We start from the raw sequence: 24,599 nt of genomic DNA, 5'->3' as shown, positions 1-24,599 counted from the left end.
ATCCCGCTGCGTCCGCGCCGGAGCGACGCCGCGCGCGGGTCGGGTCCGAGGTATCCGAGCTCGGCGGCAGCCGTGAGGACCTTCGCGCGGGTCGCTTCGCTCACGGGGGTCTTGCCGCTGAAGACGACGGATGCCGTCGACGGCGAGACCCCGGCCGCATGCGCGACGTCCGAGATGGTGGGCCGACGTGCGTTCACGCCCCGATCGTACCTGGCCGTAGTGCAACGTCGAATCGATTCGGTACGCTGACCCAGTGACCGATGTGCTCTCCCGTTCCGTCTACCTGCGCTGGCGCAACGCCGTCTTCGCGATCTTCGCCGCGAGCGGCCTGAGTATCGCCACCTGGGCCGCGCGCGTACCCACGATCAAGGAAGACCTGGGCATCGAGAACCGTGAGATCGGTCTGGCGCTGCTCGCGATGGGCATCGCCTCGATCCTCGGGCTTTCTGCCAGCTCGGTCATCATCGCCCGACTCGGCACCCGCACCGGCATGTTCGGGGTACTGATCACCCTGTCGATCGGCCTCGCGATCCTCGGGCTCGGCAGCGGCTTCTTCCACTCCTACGCGATGCTCATCGTCGGGCTCGCGCTCTTCGGGTTCGGCAACGGATGTCTCGACGTCATGATGAACGTCGACGGAGCCGCCATCGAGACGCAGTCGGGCAAGACGATCCTGCCGCTGTTCCACGCCTTCTTCAGCTTCGGGACCGTGATCGGCGCAGGGCTCGGCGCGATCGCCGCCAGCCTTCGCATCGGCGTCGCCATCCACGCCGTCACCATCGCCTCGCTCATCGTCGTGCTCGCGATCGTCGCGATCGCGAACGTCCCCCGCCGGGCGGTGACCGACGCCGTCGCCGCCGATTCCGCGTCGGCGGAGGCGGGCCCCGCCGACGGCCCCGCGCCCGGGTGGCGTCAGCGCCTCGCGGTCTCGCTGTCGGCCTGGCGCGAGCCGCGGACCTATACGCTCGGCATCATCATGCTCGGCATGGCCTTCGCCGAGGGCGGTGCGAACGACTGGCTCGCGCTCGGCGTGGTCGAGCACGAGGGCGGAACCGCCGCCATCGGCGCCGCGGCGCTCACCGTCTTCAGCGTTTCGATGACCGTCGTGCGCGTCTTCGGCGGTCCCCTCGTCGACCGCTTCGGCCGGGTCGCGACGCTGCGCGTGCTCGCCGTCGCCGCGACCGCCGGCATCCTGCTGTTCATCCTCGCCCCGAACCTGCCGCTCGTCTTCGTGGGAGCCGCGCTGTGGGGCATCGGGGCGTCGCTCGGCTTCCCGCTCGGGATGTCGGCCGCCGCCGACGACCCCGCCCACGCGGCCGCCCGCGTGAGCGCCGCCGCGACGATCGGTTACGTCGCGTTCCTGTGCGGACCGCCAATCCTCGGATTCATCAGCGACCACATCGGCCTGCTGCCGACGCTGTTCATCCTGGTGGTGCTCGTCGCGGCATCCGGTCTCGCCTCGTCGGCAGCGAAGCCGCTGCCCGGAGCCAAGGTCGGCGCCGGCCGCCACTGAGGCCGACCCCGCGCCGCGAGGTCCCACTTCGGCCGGGTATCCCGCCGCCATTCCCGGCCGAACTGGGACCTCGGTCGAGGCCAGGCGGCCGGGCGGGCTGGGTTGGGCTGGGCGCGCGCGACCACCGTCGCTCTGCCATGATCATCCGCAATGACGATCTCCTCGCAGCCGTGGCATCACCCGCGCCCGGACGTCTCCGCCACTCGCCTCGACATGGTCCCCGAGTCGGCGCTCCACGCCCTCGGATCGGGTCTCACTGCGCAACTCGACCCGACCTACGCGACCCCGTTCCTCACCGGCCCGGAGTGCGACTGGCTGTGGCGGCATCGCAGCGTCCAGGTCAGGGACGCACCCGGCGACGCCCCCTGGATCACCCGGCTCATCGTCGACGCGCGGCTCGATCAAGTGGTCGGGGTCGCCGGCTTCCACGGCCCGCCGGATGCCAGCGGCATGGTCGAAGTCGGGTATCGCGTCGACCCCGCGCTGCGGCGCCGCGGTTATGCACGACAGGCTCTCGAGACCCTGCTCGACGTGGCACGCAGCCACCCCGATGTGCGCACGGTGCGCGCGACGATCAGCCCTGACAATGTCGCGTCACGAGCGCTCATCGACGGTTACGGGTTCGTCGAGCGCGGCGAGCAGTGGGATGACGAGGATGGTCTCGAGATCATCTACGAGCTCTCCGTCGCCGATGCCGACGCCGCCGCCGCCGCCGCCGCCGCCGCCGCCAGCGATAGCGCTTAGGCTCGACGGGTGCGTCTGGTCATCGCCCGCTGCTCCGTCCAGTACACGGGGCGCCTCAATGCTCACCTTCCGCTCGCCACCCGTCTGCTGGTGCATAAGGGCGACGGAAGTTTGCTCGTGCACTCCGACGGCGGGTCGTACAAGCCGCTGAACTGGATGAGCCCGCCGTGCACGCTCACGGTCGAGACGCCCGAGGACGACCCGGATGTCGAGGAGCAGGTCGTCGAGCAGTGGCGGGTGACCCACGCGAAGTCGGGCGACACCCTCGTCGTGCGCATCTACGAGATGATCCACGACTCGTCCCACGAGCTCGGCGTCGACCCCGGTCTGATCAAGGACGGCGTCGAAGCCGACCTGCAGCGGCTGCTCGCCGAGCAGGTCGAGGTCATCGGCGAGGATCTCACCCTGGTCCGCCGCGAGTTCCCGACCGCGATCGGACCGGTCGACCTGCTGCTGCGCGATCCCGCGGGCGGAACGATCGCCGTCGAGGTCAAGCGCCGCGGCGACATCGACGGTGTCGAGCAGCTCACGCGCTATCTCGAGCTGCTCGGCCGAGACCCGCACCTCGCGCCCGTGTCGGGTGTGTTCGCCGCGCAGGAGATCAAGCCGCAGGCGAAGGTGCTCGCCACCGACCGCGGCATCCGCTGCGTCACGCTCGACTACGACGCCATGAAGGGCATCGAGTCGGGCGCGCCGCGCCTGTTCTGACGCGACGCGCCCGCAACCGCGAGCCGTCAGGAGCCGAGCTTCGACAGCTCCTCGAACTCGTCGTCGGTCAGCTCGATCTCGGCGCCGCGGAGGTTGTCCTCGAGGTGCGCGACGCTCGAGGTGCCCGGGATCGGCAGAACGACCGGCGAGCGCTTGAGCAGCCACGCGAGCGCGATCTGGGCGGGAGATGCCTGTTTGCGCTCGGCGAGCTCGCTGAGGGGCGAGTCCGCCCCGGTCAGGCCGCCAGTGGCGAGCGGGAACCACGGGATGAAGCCGATGCCCTGCTCCGTCGACCAGTCGAGGAGTTCCTCGGCATCCCGCTTCTGCAGGTTGTAGAGGTTCTGCACCGAGACGATCGTCGCGATCTGCTGCGCGGCCTTCACCTGATCGACGGTGACCTCGGAGAGTCCGATGTGGCGGATCTTGCCCTCGTCCTGGAGCTTCTTCAGCTCGCCGACCTGGTCCTCGAGGGGAACCTGCGGGTCGATGCGGTGCAGCTGGAAGAGGTCGATGCGGTCGAGACCGAGGCGGCGGAGGCTCATCTCGGCCTCCTGGCGCAGGTACTCGGGGCGCCCGAGCGGGGGCCACTCGTTGGGTCCGGTACGCGTGAGTCCGGCCTTCGTCGCGATCACGACGTCGTCGCCGTAGGGGTGCAGCGCCTCCTTGAGGAGCTCCTCGGCGACGTAGGGGCCGTACGAGTCGGCGGTGTCGAAGAAATTCACGCCGAGCTCGACGGCGCGCTTGAGCACGCGGATCGCCTCGTCGTGATCCTTCGGCGGACCCCAGACGCCGGGGCCGGTGAGCTGCATCGTGCCGTAGCCGAGGCGGTTGACCTCGAGGTCGCCGCCGATGCGGAAGGTGCCGGAAGCGTGGGCTGAGGACGTGCTGGATGTCGTCATGAGGATGTCAGCGCGCGGGAGCCGCGAGACATTCCCGCCACCCGCATAGCCACCCCGGCGGGCCTCATGAGCGAGACCCATAATGGGGCGGTGCCGAAGATCACCGCTGCGACCGTCGCAGAACACCGCGTCGCTCAACACGGAACCCTCCTCGCCTCGGCGAAGGCGATCATCGCCGAGGCCGGCGTCGCCGCCATCACCCCGCGTTCGGTGTGCGAAAGGGCGGGCCTGTCCCGGTCGAGCTTCTACGAGTACTTCCCGTCGAAGGACGACCTGCTCGCCGCGATCGCGATGCAGGCGTTCGAGGAGTGGAGTGCGGAGCTCGAGGCCGCGATGGATGCCGCAGCCCCCGGCCGCGCTCGCCTGCACGCCTACGTCATCGCGACGATCCGGATGACGGCCGACGGCAAGCACACGCTCGCCACGGGACTCCAGCAGACCGACATCTCGCCGAAGAACGTCGAGGCGATCATGGCGATGCACGACGCGCTCACGGCGCCGTTGCGTCACCTCCTCGAGGAGCTGGGAATCCCGGATGCCGCAACCCGTACGGCGCTCGTGCAGGGCGTCATCAGCGCCGGCATGCAGCTCGTGGAGCACGGGGTCGATGCCGACGGCGTGATCGCGGGCATCATCGGGGTTCTCGATGGGGGCGTGCACGGCGGAGTGCGCTCGGAGTCCTCCCCGGCGTGAGCGAGTACAGCAGCTCCTCGGAGCTGTCACGGGATGTTCGCCATCACCTCGACGGCCGCGTCGATCGCGTCAGTGGTGGTGGTGGCGTGAACGCTGAAGCGGACACGATCCGGTCCGTGCCCCGTCACAGTGATGCCGGCATCCGCGAGTCGATCTGTCGCCGACGAAGCGTTCCCCGACGGGGTGCGCGCGACGACGATACCCGCGCGGTCATCGTGACGCGTTGGCGAAAGGACGCTCACACCCGCCTCGGCGAGTCCCGCGATCAACCGCTCGGCCGTTGCAGCGATTCGATCGTGTATCGCCGCAACGCCGACGGTCTCGATCACCTCGAGAGCCGTAGCGAGCGCGCCGGACGCGAAGGGCGACGCGTTCGTCACCGACAGTCGTTGCGCTCCCGGCAACGGCGGATGCCGGCGTCCGTCGTAACGGCTCGGGTCCTCGACGCCCGTCCACCCACCCAGCCGAGGGAGGAGTCGTTCGAGCGCGCGAGGAGAGAGCGCCGTGAAGCCGGCACCCCACCCGGCACGCAACCACTTCTGCCCGCCGACGACGAGTGCATCGGCGACAGTCCAGTCGATGTCGAGGACGCCGAAACCCTGGATGCCGTCGACGATGAGAAGTCGATCTCCGACAGCCTCGCGCAGCCCCGCGAGATCGGCCCGCGTGCCGGTTCGGAAGTCGACGGCGCTGACTGCCACGGCGACGGTGTCGGGTCGCACAGCGGCCGCAACCCGTTCCGGGGTGACGGGCGCGAGCGGCCCGCCCGCGATGATCGGCAGCGAGCGCACCCGGGTGAGCCCGGCATCCTCTGACCGCCACCATGCGTACAGGTTCGCGGGGAACTCCGCCTCGCTCACGAGGACCTCGCCGCGGGGCAACCCGAACGCCACTTGCAGCAACCCGAGCGACGTGCTGGTCGTCAGGGTCACGGCATCCGGATCGAATCCGGTCAGACGGGAGACCGCCGCGAGGCCGCGACGGTCTTGCGCGTGCAACTGCGCGGAGGCTCGGCCGAGGGATGCGTCATGGGCGAGGGCGCCGATGGTCTCGATGACGGCGAGCGACGGCGGGCCGTAGCTGGCGAAGTTGAGGTACCCGGGCGCTTCCTGGAACGACCTCAGATAGGCGTCGAACGGAGACGACCCATCGGTCCCCGCACTCACAGCGCCAGCTCGACGAGCCTCAGAACGCGATCCGATCGAAGCGTCATACCGCAACGATAGAGCGCCGCGTCGCCGCCGTGCACAGCGACATTTGACCTCGCCCAAAGTTGGCGACAAACTGTCGGCAAGATGCCGGGGGCTTCCTCGACCCGACCGTGTCGAGCGGCGCATCGGTGGGCGACGATCTCGCCGGCATCGTCGTCTCCGAGTCTTTGGAAGGCGACGGCGTCGAGCTCGGCACCGTCGTTACGCTCGACTGCATCGGACTCGAGCTCACCGTCGTCGGCTTCACCGAGGGTCAAGCGACCTTCGGCCACGTCGATGTCGCCTACCTCCCGATCGACACCTGGCGTCTGATCGCGTCCAACACCGCGCAGCCCGGAGCCCCGACAGCCGAACAGATCGCGGCTCTCGACTACGAGTACTCCAGCGTGGTCGCGCTCGAGGCGCCCGCCGAGACCGACCTCGCGGCTATCGACGAAGCGGTCGGCACGATGTCGATGTCGCGCACCGAGTCGCTCAACGCCTCCCCGGGCTACGAAGCCGAGACGCTCACGCAGCGCACCGGCGAGATCGCCATCCTCCGCGCCGTCGGCGCCTCCCGCGCCTATCTGTTGCGCGACAGCATGGCCCAGGCCGCGATCCTCCTCGTCGGGTTCACGGCGATCGGTATCGGCGCCGGCGTCGGACTCGGCTCCCTCATGCCCGACGCGATGCCCTTCGACCTCGAGGCCGGGCCGATCGCGATTGCCAGCGTTCTGACGATCGCCCTCGGCCTCATCGGCGCCGCGGCGGTGCTGCGCATCTCCCGCGTCGACCCCCTCACCGCCCTCGCAGGACAGCGATGACCACCACCACCCGCACACGCACCGCCGCTGACACACGCACCGCCGCCCTCGACATCCGCGACGTCACCCTCGAGCGTGGAGACGGCGACACCCGCATCCGCGCTCTCGACAACGTCTCGCTGACGGTCGCCCCCGGCGAGTTCGTGGCGATCGTCGGTCCCTCCGGCTCGGGCAGGCCCACTGCGACCGCGTGCGGGAGATGGTGGACGGCACCCTCACGCCGTACTCCGCGTCATCGCGCACGTAGGGTGGGACCTATGACCCGATCGCCGTTCTCCTGCGTCCTGTGGGACATCGACGGCACGGTCGTCGACGCTTCCGAGGGCATCCTCCGCCGCCTCACGATCACGCTCGAGCACTTCGGCCACCCCGCGCCGACGCGCGAGGAGCTCATCCACTGGATCGGTCCGCCGATGCACGAGTCGTTCCAGACGAACCTCGGGATGACGCCCGAGAAGGCGACCGAGGCGGTGTCGTTCTACCGCGTGCTCGGCAAGGCAGACGGCTACACGACCGGTGCACGCCTCTACCCCGGCGTCGCCGACCTCATGGTCGAGCTGCATGAGGCGGGCGTGCCGCAGTCGACGGCGAGCTCGAAGCCCGAGATCCAGGTGCGCGCGCTGATGGAGCACTTCGGCCTCGCACCGCGGCTGCGCGAGATCGTCGGGGCAACGAGCGACGAGAAGACGCTGAGCTCGAAGTCGGACATCGTGGCCGAAGCTCTCCGGCGTCTGACCACCGATGGCGTCGACGTGTCGCGACCCGTTCTCATCGGAGATCGCCACCACGACGTCGAGGGCGGCGCCGCGAACGACGTGCCGGTCATCTTCGTGTCGTGGGGCTTCAGCACTCCCGAGGAGGCGAACGGCGCGATCGCCGTGGCATCCGACATCGACGAGCTGCGTACGCAGCTGCTTCCTGCCGGCTGAGCGTCGGGGCACTCCCCCATTCGACGCCCGGGCTGCGTGCCAGAAATGCAGCGCCCGGGCGTCGACGGATCCCCCCGGATACGTCACGCGATGCGTGACGGGATAACTGTACTGATCTTCGCCGCGCACCGATACCCGTAAATGAGACGGATTTCATCCGCGTAGCGTGCCGGTGTGACTCACGTGGATCTCCGCCCCTTCGACGATGACGACGCGGATGCCGTCTTCGAGATGATGCGCGACCCGGATGCGGTCGCCCAGGCCGCGTTCACCGCCGACGATCCCTCGGACCGCGACGCGTTCGACGCCTGGCTCGAACGCCACCGCGCCGACGACCGCGTCTCAATGTTCGTCGTGACCGATGACGGCGGCTTCGCCGGCACCGCGGCGGCGTTCACCGTGGACGGAGACCGCGAGGTCACCTTCTGGATCACCCGAAACGCGCAGGGCCGCGGTGTCGCCTCCGCCGCGCTGCGTTTGCTCGTCGCCCGCGAGGCGGAGCGCCCGCTCTATGCCCGGGTCGCCGCCGACAACGCGGCATCCATCGCCGTGCTCACCAAGAACGGCTTCAGTGAGATCCGCCGGCAGCGCGCCTACGCCCCCGCCCGCGGCGAGGAGATCGACGAGCTCGTGTTCGCCCTGCCGCCGACGCTCGACGGGATTTAACGCGACGGTTCGATGTCGGCGCGGCTGCAGAACCCGAAACTGTGGCGGCGAGGGCTGCCACTGCGGGCGATCGGTGACGCGGCTCGATTCGCCGTCGTCGACAAAGACAGGCTCGCAGCCGGCGGCGCGGAGTTCGGCGGCCTGAGCGTCTGGGTTCTGCTCCCGCTTCGAGACTCGGGCGTAGCCGACTTAATGTGCCATGCCGAAAACGGCACTGCCGAGGTTCCGGCGCGATTCGGTTTCGGCAGGGGGTTTCGGCGGATCGATCCTCGGCGTGTCGCGCGTCTGTGGATGTGATGGCTTGGTGGCGGGCTTCTGTGATCGCTCAGTGGCGGTGCAGGCGCGGTCAGGTGTCCGCCGTGGTGCGGCGCAGCTCGCGGTAGATGGTGGTGCGGGAGACGTTGAACAGCTCGGCGAGCTCGGCCTGGGTGTGCTCGCCAGCCGCGTGCAACGTCAACAGATGCTTGCGCTGAGAGGGCGAGAGCTTGGGCTTCTTGCCCTTGAGCTTGCCCTTGGATCTGGCGATGGCCATGCCCTCGCGGGTGCGCAGGCGGATGAGGTCCGCCTCGAACTCGGCCACCATGCCGAGCACGTTGAACAGCAACCGGCCGACGGCGTCGTTGGGGTCGTAGATGCTGCCTCCGAGACTGAGCGCCACTCCCTTGATGGTGAGCTCGTCGGCGATGTCCCTCGCGTCCGGGAGCGAGCGGGCCAGCCGGTCGAGCTTGGTCACCACCAGGGTGTCCCCATCCCGGGTCGCGGCCAGTGCCTCACGCAGCCCGGGCCGGGCGCGGGTCGTTCCCGTTAGGCCGTGGTCGAAGTAGATGTTCTTGTTCTCGACTCCGAGGCGCTCGAGTGCTTCCCGTTGGGCGGAGAGGTCTTGCTCGAGAGTCGAGACGCGCGCGTAGCCGACATGCATGTCCCCATTGTTGCAGTTGCCCTCCCCTCACCGCCCATGTCACCGTACGGGTCTTGCGTACATGGCGATCCCTCGTAAGGAGTAGTTGTGGAGTTGCTTGCTCGGTGGCGGCGTTCTGCGGACGCTCGGTGTCGCTGGTTAGCTCCCAAGGATGAGGACGCTGGCGGCAGCCTCCACAACGTCGTCGGTGATCGTTTCGAGCTCGTTGATCTTGAGCACGCGGCTGATTTGAGGGAAGAGTCGTTCGAGGAGGCGGAAGTTGCCTCGGGTGATGCGTTCGATGGCGACGATGGCTTGGGCGTCGGTGAAGTCGTCGGGGTTGAGGGTGCGTCCGAGGTGTTTCCAGTGTCGATCGAGGACGAAGAGGAGTTCGTCGCGGCCGAGGGCGCGGTAGCGGTGGGAGAAGCCGAGGCGGCTGTAGAGCTGGGGGTAGTGGCGGAAGCGCTGGTCGATACCGGGCATGCCAATCAGGATCATCGCGAGGTGGGTGCGGTCGTGTTCGTCGCGGAGCAGCTCGAGCGCGGTGGGCGTGAGCCGCTCGGCTTCGTCGACGATAAGCATCTCGACCCGCCGAGTGGTGTCACCGTTGTGCACGCCGACAACCTTCCCAATTGTGCGCAGGTGCTCGTCGATGCAGATGCCGACCTTGACCTGCCACTTGCTGATGTCGCGCATGAGGTCTTTGGGTCGCGGCAGCACCTCGGGTGTGTAGAAGACCGTGCGCGAGCGATGCGCGAGCGCGTTGTGTTTCGCGTCGTCCTCGCCGCGCGGGCCCCACGCGGTGATGTACGGCTCGAGGGTGTCCCAGTTGGCGTAGCGGCGGGCGGAGTTGGTCTTTCCGACTCCGGCATCACCGTGGCAGATGCCGATGGTGCGCTCCTTCTTCACCGCGTTCGCGAACTCGGTGAAGCGGCGGTGTTCCTTAGTGACGATGAAGCTCTGAGTCATCACTCCTCCTCGTAGGTGCGGAGTCGTTTCTTGCGCGGGGTGAGGTCCGCGAGGTGGGATTCTTCGCGGTGGGCGGAGGTGGGGATGCGGTCGTTGAGGGTACGGCGGAGTTCGTGGCGGCGGGCGCGACGGGCGGCTTCGATGTCGCGGAGGCTGAGGCGGATGTTGGGGTGGGCTTCGTCGACGGCGACACAGATGAAGGTGTCGTGGTCGTATACGCGGATCTCGGAGACGTCGCGGGGGTCGTAGCGGATGGTGACGGTGTGTCCGACGAACGGGGCGAGGGTGGGCGCGAGGTAGCGCTGGCCCTGAAAGTGGATCCCGTCTCGCTGAACGGTGCGATGCGTGGGCACGGTCAGCAGCAGGCCGTCGAGTTGGTCGAGTGTGTCGGGCATGCGGGGCATCCAGCCGTCCGCGACCCACGCGTCGCGCGGGGAGATGCCGAGTTCCTGATGGGTGCGCTGGTTGTAGGTGGTGATGAAGGCACCGATCGCCCTGTCCACGCTCGGGAGATCGAGCACGGGCTGCGGGGTGCGGTTCCCGGGGCCGAGGTGGCCGGGGAGGGTTGGGAGGACCTCGGTGTTGATGGTGCCGAAGAACCGCTCGATCTTGCCGCGCCCTTGGGGTCGGCCGACGGTCGAGAAGATGAGCCGGAGGTGCAGCTCGACGGCGGTGCGTTCGAGGTGGTGGCTGGTGAAGTCGGACCCGTGATCGACGTGCAGCACGTCGGGGATTCCGCACATCGCCCACGCCGGGTCGGTCTTCCGCCAGATCGCCTGCCGCAGCGCGAGGGCGGTGTTCAGCGACGAAGGCGCTCCAGTGAAGACCATGTAGCCGCAAATCGCGCGGGAGTGATCATCCATCACGGTCGTCAGCCAGGGGCGATCGGGCTTCCCATTCGCGCCGACGATGAGGACGTCGAGTTCGGTGTGGTCGGCCTGCCAGATCTGGTTGGGCCGTTCCGCGCGGCGGCGGAACACCAACTCGTGCCGGTCGCGGTAGGAAGCGGGGCCCTCCAACGCGAGGGTGACGAGCGCTGGGTCGATCGCCCGCACGATCTGCCGGACGGTGGCGTAGCTGGGCGCCGGCCTGCCGTCGCACAGGCACTCCTCGGCGGTTAGGCGATGCAGCGTCGCGATCGACGGGCGAGGCCGAGTCAGAGCGAGCCGCTCGATGGCGGCGACGGTCGCCGGGTCAGTGCGCCGGCCGCCCTTGTCTGTCCTCGTAGTGTCGTCGAGCCCGGCGAGCCCGTCTCGCTTGTAGAGCTGATGCCAGCGCTGCAGCGTCCGTGTGCCGATGCCACTGTCGCGGGCGAGGGCCGCGAGTGGGACCTGATCTTCGACGTGAAGTCGAAGGATCCGCCACCGCTCGAGGCCGTCCATCGGTCGCTACGTCGCTGCACTCTCGCGGGCCGTGTGGGCATGCTGGTGGCGGTAGAGCGTCGCGCGACTCCACCCGACGAGACGAGCAGCGTCCTCAGCGGTACGCCCGCGCGCTCGCGCATCTGCGGCGATCGCGAGCTTGTCCGCGATCACGACCGGATCCGAAAGAGGCCGACCGAACCGGGTCCCGTTCGCCCGGGCGGCCGCGATGCCAGCGTTGACCCGTTCCACGATGAGTTCCCGCTCGTACTCCGCGAGCGTGGCGAGCATGTTCAGCATCAGCCGGCCCGTCGACGTCGATGGATCGATGCCGTCCGAGATCGACCGGACCTGCACCCCGCGCTCGCGCAGCAGGTTCACCGTGTTCAGCACGTCGATCAGGGAGCGGCCGAGCCGGTCGACTCGCCAGACGACGACGGTGTCGCCGTCCTCGGCGTACTCGAGGAGCTTCTTCATCCCGGTCCGCTCGATCGCGGTCTTGCTCCCCGAGGTGACGTCCGCGAAGACGTCGCGCTTCTGCACCCCGGCGGCGACGAGCGCGTCGAGCTGCAACTGCGCGTCCTGACTCGACGTACTCACACGCGTGTATCCCAGAAGTCTCACGGTCTCATTCTGACTCGGAAACACCTCCCGCGTCCCCTCCTGAGACAAAACACGGCAAGACGTCTTTCTGAGGCAATAGATGCCCCGAGATCCCGGACCTGCTGGGCGCCAAACGACCGCGGGGCGGGGCGTCTCGCAAAGCTGTAGCTTTTCGAGATGCCCTGCTGGTGCGTACAACGACGGGTTTACGGTAGCGGCCGCGGGATGACGTTGCAGATGCTGCGCTCCGAGCACGTCGCTGGGTCGACGGCCGAACTGGTGGTGAGCATGTCGACGAGTTCTGTTTCGAGACGGGCGAGTTCTTGTTGACGGACCCTGACTTCATTGAGTTTGCCATCGAGCAGCGAGTGCACGTGCGAGCAGGGCGCCTGCCCGTCTTCCCGGAGAGTGAGGACTCCGGCGATGTCGGCCAGCGTCAATCCGGCAGATTGAGCGGCGCGAATGAATCCGACGCGGGAAGCGACCTCATCGTCATAGACCCGGTATCCATTGCTTTGTCGACTCGGTGCAGAAAGTAGCCCTTCGCGTTCGTAGAAACGAAGGGTCTGGGTGCTGACTCCCGTGGTGGCGGCGAGGTCTCCAATGCGCATACCCCCATTTCACCACTTGACCTTGTACCGGGCTGCAACGTTTACGGTCGATGCATGCAGATCACGTTGCAGTACTTCGATGGGTGCCCGAACTGGGAGACGGCCGCGGATCGCCTCACGGTGATCGCCGCGGAACGATCCGACGTCACGGTGAGCCGGCAGCTCATCGAGACGCAGGAGGAAGCGGAAGCTCTCGACTTCCGCGGGTCCCCGACTCTCCTGGCCGACGGTGTGCCGCTGTTTCCCGCGCCAGAAGCTCCGCCCGGCCTGTCGTGCCGGGTGTATTTGACACCGGCAGGTCTTGCCGGGTCGCCCACGACAGAGCAGATCCGGGACGCCATCAGGACCGTCGAAGCGGGTATCCGGTGAGTGACGCGTTCGATCTGCTGGTCATCGGTGCAGGCATGGCGGGCACGTCCGCTGCGAACAAGTGTGCGGCGCAGGGCTGGCGGGTCGGGATTGTCGACGCGTTGCCCTACGGCGGTACCTGCGCGCTCCGGGGATGCGACCCGAAAAAGATCCTCCGCCGCGGCGCCGAAATCGTCGATGCCGCCCGGCTGATGAACGACACCGGCATTACAGAAGGCGGCCTCCGTGTCGACTGGCCGGCCCTGATGCGGCGCAAGCGCGGCTTCACCGACGGTGTCCCGAAAGGCATGGAAGACGAACTCACCGGCAACGGTGCCACCACTTTTCACGGCCACGCCGAGTTCACTGGCCCGAACACCCTCACCATCGATGGCACTACCCACCACGCCGACCGCTTCCTCATCGCCACCGGGGCCACCCCGAGGCCGTTGACGTTCCCCGGTGCGGCACACCTCATCGACAGCACCCAATTCCTCGACCTCGATGCTCTACCGCAGCGGATCGTGTTCATCGGCGGCGGCTTCATCTCGTTCGAGTTCGCGCACATCGCCGCCCGCGCCGGCGCGCAGTGCACGATCATCGACCACGGCCCGCGACCCCTGCGCGAGTTCGACCCCGACCTGGTGGAGTTGCTGACCTCCCGCACCGAGCAAGCCGGCATCCACGTCTACCGAAACACCAACGTCACCGCCATCGAGGCCGCCCCCGCCGGGTTCCAGATCAGCATCAACACCCACGGCACGACCACCCGTCTTGACGCGGACCTCGTCGTTCATGGAGCAGGTCGCGTCCCCGCCCTCGATGGCCTCCATTTGGACGCTGCCGGTATTGCCGGCAGCCTACGTGGAGTCACCGTCGCCGGGCACCTGCAAAGCACCACCAACCCCGCCGTCTATGCCGCAGGAGACGCCGCCGACACCGCGGGACGTCCCCTGACTCCGGTGGCCGTGTTTGAGGGGAAAGTCGCCGCGTCGAACATGCTCAAAGGAACCACCACAGCACCCGACTACACCGGGGTCCCCACGACCGTGTTCACCATCCCGGAGCTGAACCGGGTCGGCCTCCTCGAAGAAGAAGCCGCCACAAGCCACAACACCGCCGTTCGCTTCACTGACACCAGCAACTGGTACTCCACCTACCGGGTCGCCGAAACCACCGCCGCCGCGAAGATCATCATCGATACCGACACCGATCAGATCCTTGGCGCGCACCTGCTCGGCCCCGGCTACTCCGAACTGATCAACACCTTCGGCATCGCCATCAAACTGGGTCTCACCACCCGGCAACTCAAATCCACCACCGCCACCTACCCCTCCCTCGGCTCCGACCTCGGCTCCCTACTCTGACCAACTAACACACAGAGCCGACTACCTCTGCTTTCCGTCAGTCGCCGGCCAGCCACACCCGTCACTAAGCGATCACAAAACACCGCCAAAAAGCGACAATGTCCACAATGGCGATCCCTCGTAAGGAGTCATCGAGGAGGAAGCTCTCTCGACGTACGGTGAAGGTTCCCCTTACGGGCATGCGATCTAGGCTGACGCCTGTGACCGAGTGTTCAGTGCGCGCTGTATAGTTCAGTCCATGCTGACTATTGCTTCGCGTCTCGACGTGATGAACCGCCTGGGTCGTGCACTGGCCGACCCCACTCGATCCCGGATCATCTTGACCCTGCTCGACCATCCCGCTTACCCGGCGGAACTGGCCCGAGATCTGGACCTGACACGCCCGAACGTGTCCAACCACCTGGCATGCCTGCGCGATTGCGGGATCGTCGTCTCCGAGCCCGAGGGTCGTCGGACACGATATGAGATCGCCGATTCGCACCTGGCGCAGGCGCTGACGGCACTGGTCGATGCCACCCTGGCAGTGGACGAAGACGCCCCGTGCATCGATCCCGCCTGCTCGCTTCCCGGATGCGACGCAGCTGGGGAGGGCGCATGATCCTCACCTCGGTCTTGCAGGCGATGGGCCTGTTCGCAGCGACCAACATCGACGACATCATCGTGCTCTCCCTCTTCTTCGCGCGAGGGGCAGGCCAGCGCGGCACTACCGCCCGCATTCTGGCCGGCCAGTACCTCGGATTCGCCGGCATCCTCGGTGCCGCGGTCCTGGTGACCATCGGTGCCGGAGCATTCCTGCCCTCGGCAGCCATCCCGTACTTCGGTCTCATCCCTCTGGGCCTCGGCCTCTGGGCCGCATGGCAGGCCTGGCGCGGAGACGATGACGACGATGACGACGAGGCCAAGGTTGCCGGCAAGAAGGTCGGCGTGTGGACAGTCGCAGGCGTCACCCTTGCCAACGGCGGCGACAACATCGGCGTCTACACCCCTGTCTTCCTCAGCGTGGAACCTCTCGCAGTAGTCGCCTACTGCATCGTCTTCCTCGCGCTCGTCGCGGTCCTGGTGGCCCTGGCAAAGTTCGTCGCCACCCGCCCCCCGATCGCAGAAGTGCTCGAACGCTGGGAGCACATCCTCTTCCCCATCGTTCTCATCGGCCTCGGCATCGTGATCCTCGTCAGCGGCGGAGCCTTCGGACTCTGACGTAGCGGCAGCGATCCAAACGGCCCCGACCGGGCGCACCCCTCTCGGTTCAGACCGCGACACCTACCTGCAGCCAGTCCTGCGTGATCGCGGCAACAAGACCGCCACGGAGCGCTGCAAAAACCCCGCCACCAAGCGAACGAAGCCACACGCGCGTCTGCTCGTCGACGTCGACGAGCCTGCCGGAAACCATCGTTATCGGCGGGGCCTCACGCAGGATGCTTACCGACGGTGATCACGCGTCTCGAAGTTCGTGGCGGCGGGTGGATAGTCCGCCAGATCGTCCAACCGGTCGGGCGCACCCGGAACCTTCGGGATGCGCGCGTACCATCGCATCGCGGTAGCCCGAAGACGTTCTGCGAGGCCCGGTTCATGGCCCGCATAGTCGATGAAGCGGAACACGCCGTACTGCGTGACCTTGTCTGCGAGTACCAGAATCGCGGACATAGCGTCAGCATCTGGGAACGAGTACGGTCGTCCGTCGACCTCGACTGAGACTCGCAGTTCGAGCGAGGGCCACATCTTTCCGTGAGCCGAGCCAGCAGACGCGCGCCATAAGCGCTCGACTTGCGCCGGGTTGCCAAGGTCACCATCGGAAACATGGTTCCGCACCTCGTTTGCCGCTGCCGTGACGAGCGTCAGGTAGGACGGGTCATCAACCTTGACGCCGTAGCTCTCGAGAATCTCGAGAAGATCTAGCCGCTGTTGCTTTAGAGCATCTTTGCGCTCCGGGTGCACCTCCGCTTTCCGCTGCTCCGCCCAATCGGCGAGAACGAGCAACAGGTGACGACGCAGCACCTCGCGTGGATCACGCGAGGCCATCACCCACACAGCTTGAGACGCCGACTCGAGCGCCGCACGTGCAAGCGTCTGAGCCGGCCGCGCCTCGTGATGCACGACCGTGTCAGGGTGAAAGGACAGCGGCGCGACGAAATCTGCCCACATGCCCAAGTGCTCAAGCGCCGACGACAAGTAAGAGCGACACCACTTCTCGCATGACTGCGGCAGCTGCTCATCGATGACCCTGAATGGTGACCCCCCGATGGCCGGTGGCGTCTCGGATAGCAGATCGCGCATCAACCGCGCAGACTGCGCTACCTCAACCCACGAGCGTGACTGCTCACGATCGATCGGGATCCGGTTGGGGACATCGTCAGCTTCCACGGCGCGAGCGTAGCGTGACTCTTGTCGGCTGAGCGCAACCCATAGGTTCGGGCTGCTTCGGCGCCTTTACCGCGTCAGACGAGTTCGCTGACGAGCTGTTCGATGCGCGCGCGGATGTCGTCGCGGATGGGACGCACCGCGTCGATACCTTGCCCGGCGGGGTCGTCGAGCTTCCAGTCCTCGTAGCGCTTGCCCGGGAAGAACGGGCAGGCATCCCCGCATCCCATGGTGATGACGACGTCGGATGCCTGCACCGCCTCGGTCGTAAGGATCTTGGGCTGTTCCGCGGTGATATCGATGCCGAGCTCAGCCATTGCCTCGACGGCCGTGGGGTTGATCTGGTCCGCGGGCATCGACCCGGCTGAGCGGACCTCGATGCGGTCGCCGGCAATGTCGCGGAGAAAGCCGGCGGCCATTTGTGAGCGGCCGGCGTTGTGGACGCAGACGAAGAGGACGGAGGGCGTGGTGTCGGTCATGGTGGCTCCGGTTATCGGGTGGGGGTGAGTGTGGCGAGGAGGGCGTCGACGCGTCGGGCGATGTCGTCGCGGATGGCGGCTACGCCTTCTGCGGAGGCGAGGGCAGGGTCGCCGACGGTCCAGTCCTCGTAGCGGACGCCGGGGATGATCGGGCACACGTCGCCGCATCCCATCGTGATGACGACATCCGCCGCGCGCACCGCGTCATCGGTCAGCGGCTTGGGGAACCGCGGCTCGTCGCTGTCCGCGGTCAGCTCGTCGATGAGGGGCTGCACGTGCGGGTGGATCTCGGCGGCCGGGGTTGATCCGGCCGAGCGTGCGATGACGGCGCCGCCGGAGCGTTGATTCACCAGCGCGGCTGCGAGTTGCGACCTGCCGGCGTTCGCGACGCAGACGAACAAGACCTGCGGCTGCCCTTCTGTGCGGTCGCGGGTGACGTCGGTGAGTCGTTGACGGGCGAACCGCTCGGTGAGGGCCAGCAGGTGGTTCCTCACCCGGGCGCTCTTGGCGAGGGACGTGTACGACTCCCGGACGATCGTCGCCACGAGACTGCGATCGAGCTGCGGGTAGTCCTGAGCGAGAGCATCACCGAGGTGGGTGAGAGCATCGTCGACGTTCTCGAGGCCGGCATGCTCGGCACGAGCGGGGGCGATCGCGGCGGGAGCGAACGAGTCCAGCAGCGTCGTCACGGCTGGGCGCAGAGCGGGCGCGATCCGGTACCAAACCCAGGTGCCGCGGCGCTCAGAAGTGAGCACGCCGGTGTCGCGGAGCACCTTGAGGTGATGCGACACGGTCGGCTGTGACACGTCGGCCAGCTCGGCGAGGTCGCACACGCACGATTCCCCTCGTACGTCGGTGGCGATCGCAGACAGCATCCGTAGCCGCAGCGGGTCCGACAGCGCCTTCAACGTGGTCGCGATCGCCGTGGCCGCCTCATCCCCGATCGCGTGCGTGGGGGCCGCGGCGCAGGTGTCATCTGCTGTGGTGATGGTGGCGCTCATCATCGAGTCCTCTCCAGGGCGGGTTCGGGTGTTGCGTAAGGGTCGGTGTGGAACCATGCTCGCGCCGCCCACAGGGAGACGTAGACCAGGCCCACGAGCACGGGCACCTCGATCAGCGGACCGACGACACCGGCGAGGGCCTGCCCGGACGTGGCGCCGAACGTGCCGATCGCGACGGCGATGGCGAGTTCGAAGTTGTTGCCGGCCGCGGTGAACGCGAGGGTCGACGAACGGGCGTAGCCCAGACCGAGGGCCTTGCCGGTGAGGAGGCCGGCGAACCACATGACGGCGAAGTACACCAGCAGCGGCAGTGCGATCCGCACGACATCCAGCGGCCGTGAGGTGACCTGTTCGCCTTGAAGGGCGAACAGCAGCACGATCGTGAACAGCAACCCGTACAGCGCCCACGGTCCGATCTTGGGCAGGAACGAGTTCTCGTACCATGCGCGGCCCTTGCGGCGCTCCCCGATGAAACGGGATGCGAACCCGGCGATCAGGGGCACCCCGAGGAAGACGAGCACGTTGAGCGCGATCTGCCAGATCGACACGTCCAGGCCCTGACTGTCGAGGCCCAGCCATCCGGGGAGGACGGTGAGGTAGAACCAGCCGAGGAGCGAGAACGCGATGACCTGGAACACCGAGTTGACCGCGACCAGCACGGCCGCCGCTTCTCGGTCGCCGCAGGCGAGATCGTTCCAGATCACGACCATGGCGATGCAGCGGGCGAGGCCGACGATGATCAGTCCCGTCCGGTACTCGGGCAGATCCGGCAGGAACACCCACGCGAGGGCGAACATCAACGCCGGTCCCACAATCCAGTTCAGCGCGAGCGACGAGATGAGCAGCCTTTTGTCTCCGGTGACGGCGGCGACCTTGTCGTAGCGGACCTTCGCGAGTACTGGGTACATCATGACCAGCAGCCCGATCGCGATCGGGATCGAGATCCCGCCGACCTCGAGGTGTGACAGCGCTTCGGATAGGCCTGGGATGAACCGGCCAAGGAGGATGCCGCCGGCCATGGCTAACCCGATCCACAGCGGCAGCCACCGGTCGAGGGTCGAGAGGCGGCGGGTTGCGGGCGCTGCGTTGGTCACGCGAAAGCCTCCGCCGAGGCGAGGGCGGGCATATCGAGCGCGGCGAGGTAATGCTGCGCGTCTTGGGCTGCGGCGCATCCGGTCCCGGCGGCCGTGATGGCCTGCCGGTATGTGTGGTCAACGAGGTCGCCGGCAGCGAACACTCCGGTGAGTGAGGTGCGGGTGGAGGGGTGGTCCACCAGCACGTACCCGTCGGGGTCGGTGGCTACCTGTCCGGTGACGAGCTCGGAGCGAGGGTCGTGACCGATCGCGACGAACACGCCCGTCACAGGAAGGTCACGCTCAATACCGGTGGCAGTGTCGCGGAGGCGAACCCCCTGCACCTTCTCCTCTCCCTGCAAAGCCGCGATCTCGCTGTTCCACGCGACATCGATCTTCGGGTGCTCGAGCACACGCTCGGCCATGATCCTCGATGCCCGGAACGAGTCACGGCGGTGAACGACGGTGACCTTCCGCGCGAACCGCGTCAGGAACAGGGCTTCCTCCATGGCCGAATCCCCACCACCAACCACGACACTGTCCTGGTGCCGGAAGAAAAAACCATCGCACGTTGCGCACCACGACACACCGTGGCCCGACAGGCGCTCCTCGTCGGGAAGCCCGAGCTTCCGGTACGCCGACCCCATGGTGAGGATGACGGCGCGGGCGTGGAACGTCTCCCCCGCGCCTGTCTCAATGACCTTCATCTCAGGCGCAAGGTCGACGCGGATCGCGTCATCGAGGAGGATGCGGGCGCCGAACCGCTCGGCTTGCCGGCGCATCGTGTCCATCAGCTCCGGCCCCTGAACCCCGTCAACGAACCCCGGGAAGTTCTCCACCTCCGTGGTCGTCATGAGCGCGCCGCCAGCGGTGACAGAGCCCGCAATGACGACGGGAGCGAGCCCTGCCCGTGCTGCGTACACCGCGGCCGTGTAACCCGAAGGACCCGACCCAACGATTACCAGCTCAACCTCTTGAATCGACATGTGTCTATATTGACAGATGGCTATGCAGGCCGCAATCCTGATTGGTGCAAGCAACACTCACCGAGGAGCGCGACATGAAGCCGACCGTCTTGTTCATCTGCCAGCACAACGCTGGCCGCTCGCAGCTGGGCGCCGCGCTCCTAGAGCACCTGGCCGGCGACCGATTCACCGCGAAGTCGGCGGGACTATCACCCGCAGGCGAAGTGAACCCCGCCGTTGCCGCCGCGGTCGCTGAGCTCGGCATGGACATCACCGATCGGGTGCCCCGCGCCGTCACCGCGGACGACCTCGATCAGGCCGACGTCGTGGTGCTGATGAAGCCCGGCCTCGCCCTGCCGACCACGCCCCGCGGCGAGGTCCTCGAGTGGTCCTTCCCCAACCCGGAGGCCTGGGACGCCGACGCCGTGAGGCCACTGCGCGAAGCAGTCTCCGACAAGATCCAGACCACGCTCCTCGCACACTGAGCAACGCGAGAGGGGGCGGGATCGCTGACGCGACCCGCCCCCTCTCATGTGTCTGGTCAGACGGTTGCTGGAGCGCGCCCGATCTGGAGCACCTGAGCCGGCGGGGCACAACAGGCACCACCCAGGGATGCCCCGGAAGCATCGAACAGGCCAGCGCCGCCGCACACGCCCGTGTCGGGCAGCACCAGCTCCGCCCGGCGAGCGGCCTCGTGGTCGCCCGCGAGCTCCGCAACGACGCTGCGCACCTGTTCGTAGCCGGTGAGGGCGAGGAAAGTCGGTGCCCGCCCGTAGGACTTCGCGCCCACGAGATAGAAGTCAGGTTCCGGCTGGGCGAGGTCGGCCGCGCCGGTCGCCGCGACCGAACCACAGGAATGCACGTTCGGGTCGACCTCCGCAGCGATACGGACGGGGGCCTGCAACGTGGGGTCCAGCTCCAACCGCAGCTCCGACAGGAACGACAGGTCTGGACGGAACCCGGTGAGCACCACGACGCGATCTGCGGTGAGTGTGCGGCCATCTTCCGCCACCAGGACCGGGCGGTCTCCGTCCGTGGTGACACGCTCGACGCGGAACCCGGTCACAAGCGACACCAGGCCGGCGTCGACGAACTCCTTCGCCTTGATCCCCAGCGCCCCGCGTGCCGGCAGCTCGTCGGCCTCACCGCCGCCGAAAGCGTTCCCAGCGGTGGCGCGGCGCAGCGCCCACGTCACCGTAGTGTTCGGGTCACGGCGCGCCATGCGTGCCAGCGCGAGGACCGCGGTCACCGCCGAATGCCCGGAGCCGATGACGACCGTGTGCTTGCCCTCGAAGCCTTCCCGGTCGCGGAAGTCGGGCATGCGGTACGACAGCAACCCGGCAGCGGCCCGCTCGCCCAGCGCGGGCAGACCGTCCGCGCCCGCAGGGTTGGGTGAGGACCACGTACCGGAGGCGTCGATCACCGCGCGCGCCTGCAACCGATACTCATCTCCCTCGTTCGGCTGCACGTGCACGATGAACGGCTGATCGCCGCGGCCGGCGTCAACAAGGCGGTCGCGGCCCAGGCGGGACACCCCGACAACCCGAGCGCCGTAGCGCACTCGGTCGCCCAGCTCGGTAGCGAGCGGGGCAAGGTAGCTACTGATCCACTGTGCGCCGGTCGGGTACCCCGTCGCCGGAGCTTCCCATCCGGTGGGCTCGAGAATCCGCGCCCCGGCCGTGTCGATCAGCTCGGGCCACTCCGAGAACAGGCGCACATGTCCCCACTCGGCAACCGCCGATGCCGGGCCGGTTCCAGCCTCCAGCACAACGACTGGCACGTCTCGCTCGACCAGGTGTGCAGCAGCGGCGAGCCCCTGCGGGCCGGCACCGATGACAACCACGGGCAACGCCCTCTCCATCACACTTACTCCTCACGCATCGACAGAACTCGATAAATCGAGAATTGTCGATGTATCGACGGATGTCAATGTGACGTGCCAGAATCGTTCCATGCCCACGACGCTTCCCCTCCTCCCGCCCAACGCGGCGGCGTGCTGCTCGCCGGTCACCGGCAGGGTGCTGACGCCCGACGAGGCCGAGCGGATCGCGCGCACGTTCAAGGCGCTGGGCGACCCCACCCGTGTGCGACTTCTCTCGCTGATCGCCGCATCCGTCGACGGCGAAGCATGCATCTGCGACCTCACCGAGCCCGTCGGACTGTCCCAGCCGACCGTCTCCCACCACATGAAACTGCTCGTCGACGCGGGCCTAGCAACCCGCGAACAGCGCGGCCGGTGGGCCTACTATCGCGTCGTCACCGACGCCCTCGAACAGGCCTCCCGCACGCTGCGCCCATGAGCGGCGTTCTTATACGCGCGATGACCGCCGCCGACTGGCCAGCCGTGGAATCCATCTACCGCGAAGGCATCGCCACCGGCAACGCAACGTTCGAACCGGACCCGCCGACCTGGCCGGCCTTCGGCTCGGGGAAACTCGCCCTGGGACGACTCGTTGCCGAGCACGCCGCCGGGTCCGTCGTCGGATGGATCGCCGCCTCACCCGTGTCGTCTCGCGAGGCTTACCGGGGCGTGGTCGAGCACTCGGTCTATGTCGCGGACCGGGCTCGCGGGCACGGCGCTGGCGCCGCACTCCTCGACGCCTTCCTCCGAGCTGCCGACAGCGGAGGTGTCTGGACGGTGCAGTCGAGCATCTTCCCCGAGAACCCCGCGAGCCTCGCCCTCCACGACAGAGCGGGCTTCCGCCGCGTGGGTCACCGAGAACGCATCGCCCTTATGACCTACGGCCCCTGGGCCGGGCAGTGGCGCGACACGATCCTCGTCGAGCGACGCCACCCTCGCTGATTGCGTCCCAAAACTCCGGGCCGAAACGTCTTGTCCCGCAACCTGGTTTCGATACGGGAACCGTTTACGGCACGCCGCGATGAGGAGCCGTGTGCACGTCCCACAAACGATCGATTTCGGTTAGTCGGCTGGCGATACGGTTGGACCGGCCAGCCTGGAGGGCGATCGTTAGTAAAATGAAGCGGAACGCGAGAGCCCTCATCGTGATTGGTGCGATCCTGATGACGCTTGTCCTGGTCGGGTTGGTTTACTCACGTATCGGCGCGGCCGAGGAGCATTCGTTGCCTGCAGCAGTGTGGGAGCCCCCGGCTGCACCCCCTTCTCACGGGGTCAACTGAGGGCGAGCAGATCAGCGCATGCCTTCTCGCAGCGGCGGCAGGCTTCGGCGCATACGCGGCAGTGGTCGTGCATGTCGGCGTGCTTTTCGCATTCCTCCGCGCATGCTGCGCACGCGGCACGGCATGCCTCGAGCGCCGCGCGGACGACTTCGGGATTGCTTCCGGTTTGGCGGGTGAGGATCGAGGCGGTGGCGGCGCAGATGTCGGCGCAGTCGAGGTTTGTGCGGATGCACGTGGTCAGTTCGGAGACCATGTCCTCGCTGAGGCAGGCGTCAGCACACGAGGTGCATGTCTGTAGGCATTCCGCGCACGCTTCGATGCACGCGACCAGCTCGGCGGCAGCGTCGCCGGTGCGGGCGGGGTGTGTGTTGAGCATCTGAGTGAGTGTGGACATGAGGGTTTCCTTCCGGTTGACGGGACGATACGCCCGTGGCGGTACGCAACGGGTGAGGCTTGAGGCGACGTCACCAAACGAGTACCGTCCGGTGTCACCGTCGACATCGGAGGTTCTTACTGGCTCGACTTTTGATCTTCGACGGGTAGGACGGTGATGCCGGTTCGCTCGACGATCAGGATGTCGCCGGTGTCGGTGATCGCGATTACTTGTGCTTCTTCGGACGCGGCGCCGACCTGGGTCCATTCGGTAGACCCGGCTGCTGTGACCCACAGTTTGCCGCCAGCGCCGAGCCCGACGATGCGTTGCTGGTCAGGTGAGGCGTTGAGCAGCGCGATCAACGGTGCTTCTTCCCAAGGGGTGAAGGTGGCTGCGTTGTTGGTGCTGAGTTGCAGTCCGTTGGGGGTGGACGCGATGATGCGGCCAGTCGCGTCAACGGTGAGGTTGAAAGCGGCGAGCGAGGCACCCGCAGGCGTCCACGTTTCTCCGAGGTTTGTGCTGGCGAGGATCTGTGAGCTGTCGGTGGTGATCCCGTAGACGGTCTGGTCGGGGCCGGCGGTGAGGACGTGGAAGTCTTTCTCGCCGGTGAACGCGAGCGGTTCCCAGGACTGCGCGCCGTCGGTGCTGCGGATGATTCCCAGGTGTGGGGACCCGAGCTCGGCCGGTGTGGTGAAGTCGGGGTGACCGGAAGCGAGGAGGGTGTCACCGGTGAGGGTGAGCCCCATGGCGTCGAAGGTGGGCCCCGGCACGGCGGCGCCGACTTGCCCATCTTCGGTGACGGTGAAGATGCCTTCGTGTGTGCCGAGGAGGAATCCCGGTTCGGTGGGGTTGGGGACGATGCCGTGCACGTGAGTGATCGGGATCT

The 24,599-nt window shown here is 67.4% G+C and carries 31 protein-coding genes and 1 pseudogene; 14 read left to right on the top strand and 18 right to left on the bottom strand.

The genetic code is table 11. The annotated features are described in order from the left end of the window. On the bottom strand, positions 1 to 197 hold a 197-nt coding region (locus O1W71_RS14325), incomplete at its 3' end, for a LacI family DNA-binding transcriptional regulator (protein WP_269268490.1). A 56-nt stretch (positions 198 to 253) separates the two neighbouring features. On the opposite strand from O1W71_RS14325, the gene O1W71_RS14320 reads away from it, so the two are divergent. The 3 genes from O1W71_RS14320 to nucS all read left to right on the top strand — a co-directional run bounded on the left by O1W71_RS14320 (position 254) and on the right by nucS (position 2,965). Further along, entirely contained in the window at positions 254 to 1,513 is a 1,260-nt protein-coding gene (locus O1W71_RS14320) for an MFS transporter (RefSeq protein WP_269268489.1), read from the top strand. 150 nt (positions 1,514 to 1,663) lie between these two features. Further along, positions 1,664 to 2,257, top strand: a complete 594-nt coding sequence (locus O1W71_RS14315; protein WP_269268488.1) for a GNAT family N-acetyltransferase — start codon at positions 1,664 to 1,666, stop codon at positions 2,255 to 2,257. A gap of 9 nt (positions 2,258 to 2,266) precedes the next feature. Then, the gene (gene nucS, locus O1W71_RS14310; protein ID WP_064955272.1) at positions 2,267 to 2,965 is read left to right on the top strand and encodes an endonuclease NucS; all 699 of its coding nucleotides are present in this window, start codon (positions 2,267 to 2,269) and stop codon (positions 2,963 to 2,965) included. A gap of 26 nt (positions 2,966 to 2,991) precedes the next feature. On the opposite strand, the gene O1W71_RS14305 is transcribed toward nucS, so the two are convergent. Beyond that, positions 2,992 to 3,864: an aldo/keto reductase gene (locus O1W71_RS14305; protein WP_269268487.1), complete on the bottom strand. Its 873-nt coding sequence runs from the start codon at positions 3,862 to 3,864 to the stop codon at positions 2,992 to 2,994. Between the two features lie 90 nt (positions 3,865 to 3,954). On the opposite strand from O1W71_RS14305, the gene O1W71_RS14300 reads away from it, so the two are divergent. Next, positions 3,955 to 4,557: a TetR/AcrR family transcriptional regulator gene (locus O1W71_RS14300; protein ID WP_269268485.1), complete on the top strand. Its 603-nt coding sequence runs from the start codon at positions 3,955 to 3,957 to the stop codon at positions 4,555 to 4,557. 26 nt (positions 4,558 to 4,583) lie between these two features. Here O1W71_RS14300 and O1W71_RS14295 read toward each other — a convergent pair whose 3' ends face one another. After that, positions 4,584 to 5,723: an aminotransferase class V-fold PLP-dependent enzyme gene (locus O1W71_RS14295; protein ID WP_269268483.1), complete on the bottom strand. Its 1,140-nt coding sequence runs from the start codon at positions 5,721 to 5,723 to the stop codon at positions 4,584 to 4,586. A gap of 173 nt (positions 5,724 to 5,896) precedes the next feature. Between O1W71_RS14295 and O1W71_RS14290 the strand changes: the two genes are divergently transcribed. The 3 genes from O1W71_RS14290 (at position 5,897) to O1W71_RS14280 (ending at position 8,166) form a co-directional block, all read left to right on the top strand. Then, positions 5,897 to 6,571, top strand: coding sequence for an FtsX-like permease family protein (locus O1W71_RS14290; protein WP_269268482.1), 675 nt, complete (start codon positions 5,897 to 5,899; stop codon positions 6,569 to 6,571). A 257-nt stretch (positions 6,572 to 6,828) separates the two neighbouring features. Next, entirely contained in the window at positions 6,829 to 7,500 is a 672-nt protein-coding gene (locus tag O1W71_RS14285; protein ID WP_269268498.1) for an HAD hydrolase-like protein, read from the top strand. A 174-nt stretch (positions 7,501 to 7,674) separates the two neighbouring features. Continuing rightward, complete coding sequence (locus O1W71_RS14280; RefSeq protein WP_269268481.1) at positions 7,675 to 8,166, top strand: GNAT family N-acetyltransferase; 492 nt, start codon at positions 7,675 to 7,677, stop codon at positions 8,164 to 8,166. Between the two features lie 66 nt (positions 8,167 to 8,232). Here O1W71_RS14280 and O1W71_RS14275 read toward each other — a convergent pair. The 6 genes and pseudogenes from O1W71_RS14275 to O1W71_RS14250 form a co-directional block, all read right to left on the bottom strand. After that, positions 8,233 to 8,343: pseudogene (locus tag O1W71_RS14275) on the bottom strand (recombinase family protein); the annotation flags it as partial. A 169-nt stretch (positions 8,344 to 8,512) separates the two neighbouring features. Next, positions 8,513 to 9,085, bottom strand: a complete 573-nt coding sequence (locus O1W71_RS14270; RefSeq protein ID WP_269268480.1) for a recombinase family protein — start codon at positions 9,083 to 9,085, stop codon at positions 8,513 to 8,515. Positions 9,086 to 9,223: 138 nt separating this feature from the next. Continuing rightward, positions 9,224 to 10,033, bottom strand: coding sequence for an AAA family ATPase (locus tag O1W71_RS14265; RefSeq protein WP_269268479.1), 810 nt, complete (start codon positions 10,031 to 10,033; stop codon positions 9,224 to 9,226). Further along, positions 10,033 to 11,415, bottom strand: a complete 1,383-nt coding sequence (locus O1W71_RS14260; RefSeq protein ID WP_239277150.1) for a Mu transposase C-terminal domain-containing protein — start codon at positions 11,413 to 11,415, stop codon at positions 10,033 to 10,035. The genes O1W71_RS14265 and O1W71_RS14260 overlap by 1 nt, the downstream gene beginning before the upstream one ends. 6 nt (positions 11,416 to 11,421) lie before the next feature. Beyond that, complete coding sequence (locus O1W71_RS14255) at positions 11,422 to 12,018, bottom strand: recombinase family protein (protein WP_239277151.1); 597 nt, start codon at positions 12,016 to 12,018, stop codon at positions 11,422 to 11,424. 185 nt (positions 12,019 to 12,203) lie between these two features. Further along, a complete protein-coding gene (locus O1W71_RS14250; protein ID WP_183151636.1) occupies positions 12,204 to 12,608 on the bottom strand; it encodes a heavy metal-responsive transcriptional regulator in 405 nt (134 codons plus the stop codon). Positions 12,609 to 12,662: 54 nt separating this feature from the next. Between O1W71_RS14250 and O1W71_RS14245 the strand changes: the two genes are divergently transcribed. The 4 genes from O1W71_RS14245 to O1W71_RS14230 all read left to right on the top strand — a co-directional run bounded on the left by O1W71_RS14245 (position 12,663) and on the right by O1W71_RS14230 (position 15,520). After that, positions 12,663 to 12,977: a hypothetical protein gene (locus tag O1W71_RS14245; protein ID WP_060921760.1), complete on the top strand. Its 315-nt coding sequence runs from the start codon at positions 12,663 to 12,665 to the stop codon at positions 12,975 to 12,977. Next, positions 12,974 to 14,323, top strand: a complete 1,350-nt coding sequence (locus O1W71_RS14240) for a dihydrolipoyl dehydrogenase family protein (RefSeq protein ID WP_082750005.1) — start codon at positions 12,974 to 12,976, stop codon at positions 14,321 to 14,323. The genes O1W71_RS14245 and O1W71_RS14240 overlap by 4 nt, the downstream gene beginning before the upstream one ends. A gap of 238 nt (positions 14,324 to 14,561) precedes the next feature. Beyond that, on the top strand, positions 14,562 to 14,921 hold the full coding sequence (gene cmtR / locus O1W71_RS14235; RefSeq protein WP_006590980.1) for a Cd(II)/Pb(II)-sensing metalloregulatory transcriptional regulator CmtR: 360 nt from the start codon (positions 14,562 to 14,564) through the stop codon (positions 14,919 to 14,921). Then, positions 14,918 to 15,520 (top strand): cadmium resistance transporter, encoded by a 603-nt coding sequence (locus tag O1W71_RS14230; RefSeq protein WP_016997609.1) that lies wholly within the window; start codon positions 14,918 to 14,920, stop codon positions 15,518 to 15,520. The genes cmtR and O1W71_RS14230 overlap by 4 nt, the downstream gene beginning before the upstream one ends. 49 nt (positions 15,521 to 15,569) lie before the next feature. On the opposite strand, the gene O1W71_RS14225 is transcribed toward O1W71_RS14230, so the two are convergent. The 6 genes from O1W71_RS14225 to trxB form a co-directional block, all read right to left on the bottom strand. Further along, complete coding sequence (locus tag O1W71_RS14225) at positions 15,570 to 15,713, bottom strand: hypothetical protein (protein ID WP_269268474.1); 144 nt, start codon at positions 15,711 to 15,713, stop codon at positions 15,570 to 15,572. Positions 15,714 to 15,742: 29 nt separating this feature from the next. Continuing rightward, positions 15,743 to 16,684, bottom strand: coding sequence for a hypothetical protein (locus tag O1W71_RS14220; protein WP_269268473.1), 942 nt, complete (start codon positions 16,682 to 16,684; stop codon positions 15,743 to 15,745). 74 nt (positions 16,685 to 16,758) lie between these two features. Beyond that, the gene (locus O1W71_RS14215) at positions 16,759 to 17,160 is read right to left on the bottom strand and encodes an arsenate reductase ArsC (RefSeq protein WP_269268472.1); all 402 of its coding nucleotides are present in this window, start codon (positions 17,158 to 17,160) and stop codon (positions 16,759 to 16,761) included. An 11-nt stretch (positions 17,161 to 17,171) separates the two neighbouring features. Further along, on the bottom strand, positions 17,172 to 18,161 hold the full coding sequence (locus O1W71_RS14210; protein WP_269268471.1) for a metalloregulator ArsR/SmtB family transcription factor: 990 nt from the start codon (positions 18,159 to 18,161) through the stop codon (positions 17,172 to 17,174). Further along, positions 18,161 to 19,255, bottom strand: coding sequence for an ACR3 family arsenite efflux transporter (gene arsB / locus O1W71_RS14205; RefSeq protein WP_269268470.1), 1,095 nt, complete (start codon positions 19,253 to 19,255; stop codon positions 18,161 to 18,163). The genes O1W71_RS14210 and arsB overlap by 1 nt, the downstream gene beginning before the upstream one ends. Next, positions 19,252 to 20,220 (bottom strand): thioredoxin-disulfide reductase, encoded by a 969-nt coding sequence (gene trxB, locus O1W71_RS14200; RefSeq protein ID WP_269268469.1) that lies wholly within the window; start codon positions 20,218 to 20,220, stop codon positions 19,252 to 19,254. Before trxB ends, arsB begins: the two co-directional genes overlap by 4 nt. 74 nt (positions 20,221 to 20,294) lie before the next feature. Here trxB and O1W71_RS14195 point away from each other — a divergent pair, with 74 nt between their 5' ends. Beyond that, positions 20,295 to 20,684, top strand: a complete 390-nt coding sequence (locus tag O1W71_RS14195) for an arsenate-mycothiol transferase ArsC (protein ID WP_269268468.1) — start codon at positions 20,295 to 20,297, stop codon at positions 20,682 to 20,684. A gap of 56 nt (positions 20,685 to 20,740) precedes the next feature. Here the strand turns inward: O1W71_RS14195 and O1W71_RS14190 are convergent, their stop codons facing one another. Next, on the bottom strand, positions 20,741 to 22,060 hold the full coding sequence (locus tag O1W71_RS14190) for an FAD-dependent oxidoreductase (RefSeq protein ID WP_269268467.1): 1,320 nt from the start codon (positions 22,058 to 22,060) through the stop codon (positions 20,741 to 20,743). Positions 22,061 to 22,151: 91 nt separating this feature from the next. Between O1W71_RS14190 and O1W71_RS14185 the strand changes: the two genes are divergently transcribed. Together O1W71_RS14185 and O1W71_RS14180 are read left to right on the top strand one after the other, a co-directional pair. Beyond that, entirely contained in the window at positions 22,152 to 22,499 is a 348-nt protein-coding gene (locus tag O1W71_RS14185; RefSeq protein WP_269268466.1) for an ArsR/SmtB family transcription factor, read from the top strand. Then, positions 22,496 to 23,002 carry a GNAT family N-acetyltransferase gene (locus O1W71_RS14180; RefSeq protein ID WP_269268464.1) on the top strand — a complete coding sequence of 169 codons (507 nt, stop codon included), beginning with the start codon at positions 22,496 to 22,498 and terminating at the stop codon, positions 23,000 to 23,002. The genes O1W71_RS14185 and O1W71_RS14180 overlap by 4 nt, the downstream gene beginning before the upstream one ends. A 330-nt stretch (positions 23,003 to 23,332) precedes the next feature. Here the strand turns inward: O1W71_RS14180 and O1W71_RS14175 are convergent, their stop codons facing one another. Together O1W71_RS14175 and O1W71_RS14170 are read right to left on the bottom strand one after the other, a co-directional pair. Further along, positions 23,333 to 23,734 carry a four-helix bundle copper-binding protein gene (locus O1W71_RS14175; protein WP_269268462.1) on the bottom strand — a complete coding sequence of 134 codons (402 nt, stop codon included), beginning with the start codon at positions 23,732 to 23,734 and terminating at the stop codon, positions 23,333 to 23,335. Between the two features lie 116 nt (positions 23,735 to 23,850). Next, on the bottom strand, positions 23,851 to 24,582 hold the full coding sequence (locus tag O1W71_RS14170; protein WP_269268461.1) for a F510_1955 family glycosylhydrolase: 732 nt from the start codon (positions 24,580 to 24,582) through the stop codon (positions 23,851 to 23,853). Between the last annotated feature and the right edge of the window lie 17 nt (positions 24,583 to 24,599).

Origin of the sequence: Microbacterium sp. H37-C3 (assembly GCF_027157935.1) — a bacterium.
GTDB lineage: Bacteria > Actinomycetota > Actinomycetes > Actinomycetales > Microbacteriaceae > Microbacterium > Microbacterium plantarum.
The sequence above is the reverse complement of the archived record's forward strand: the minus strand, read 5'-3'. Positions and strand labels throughout refer to the sequence as shown.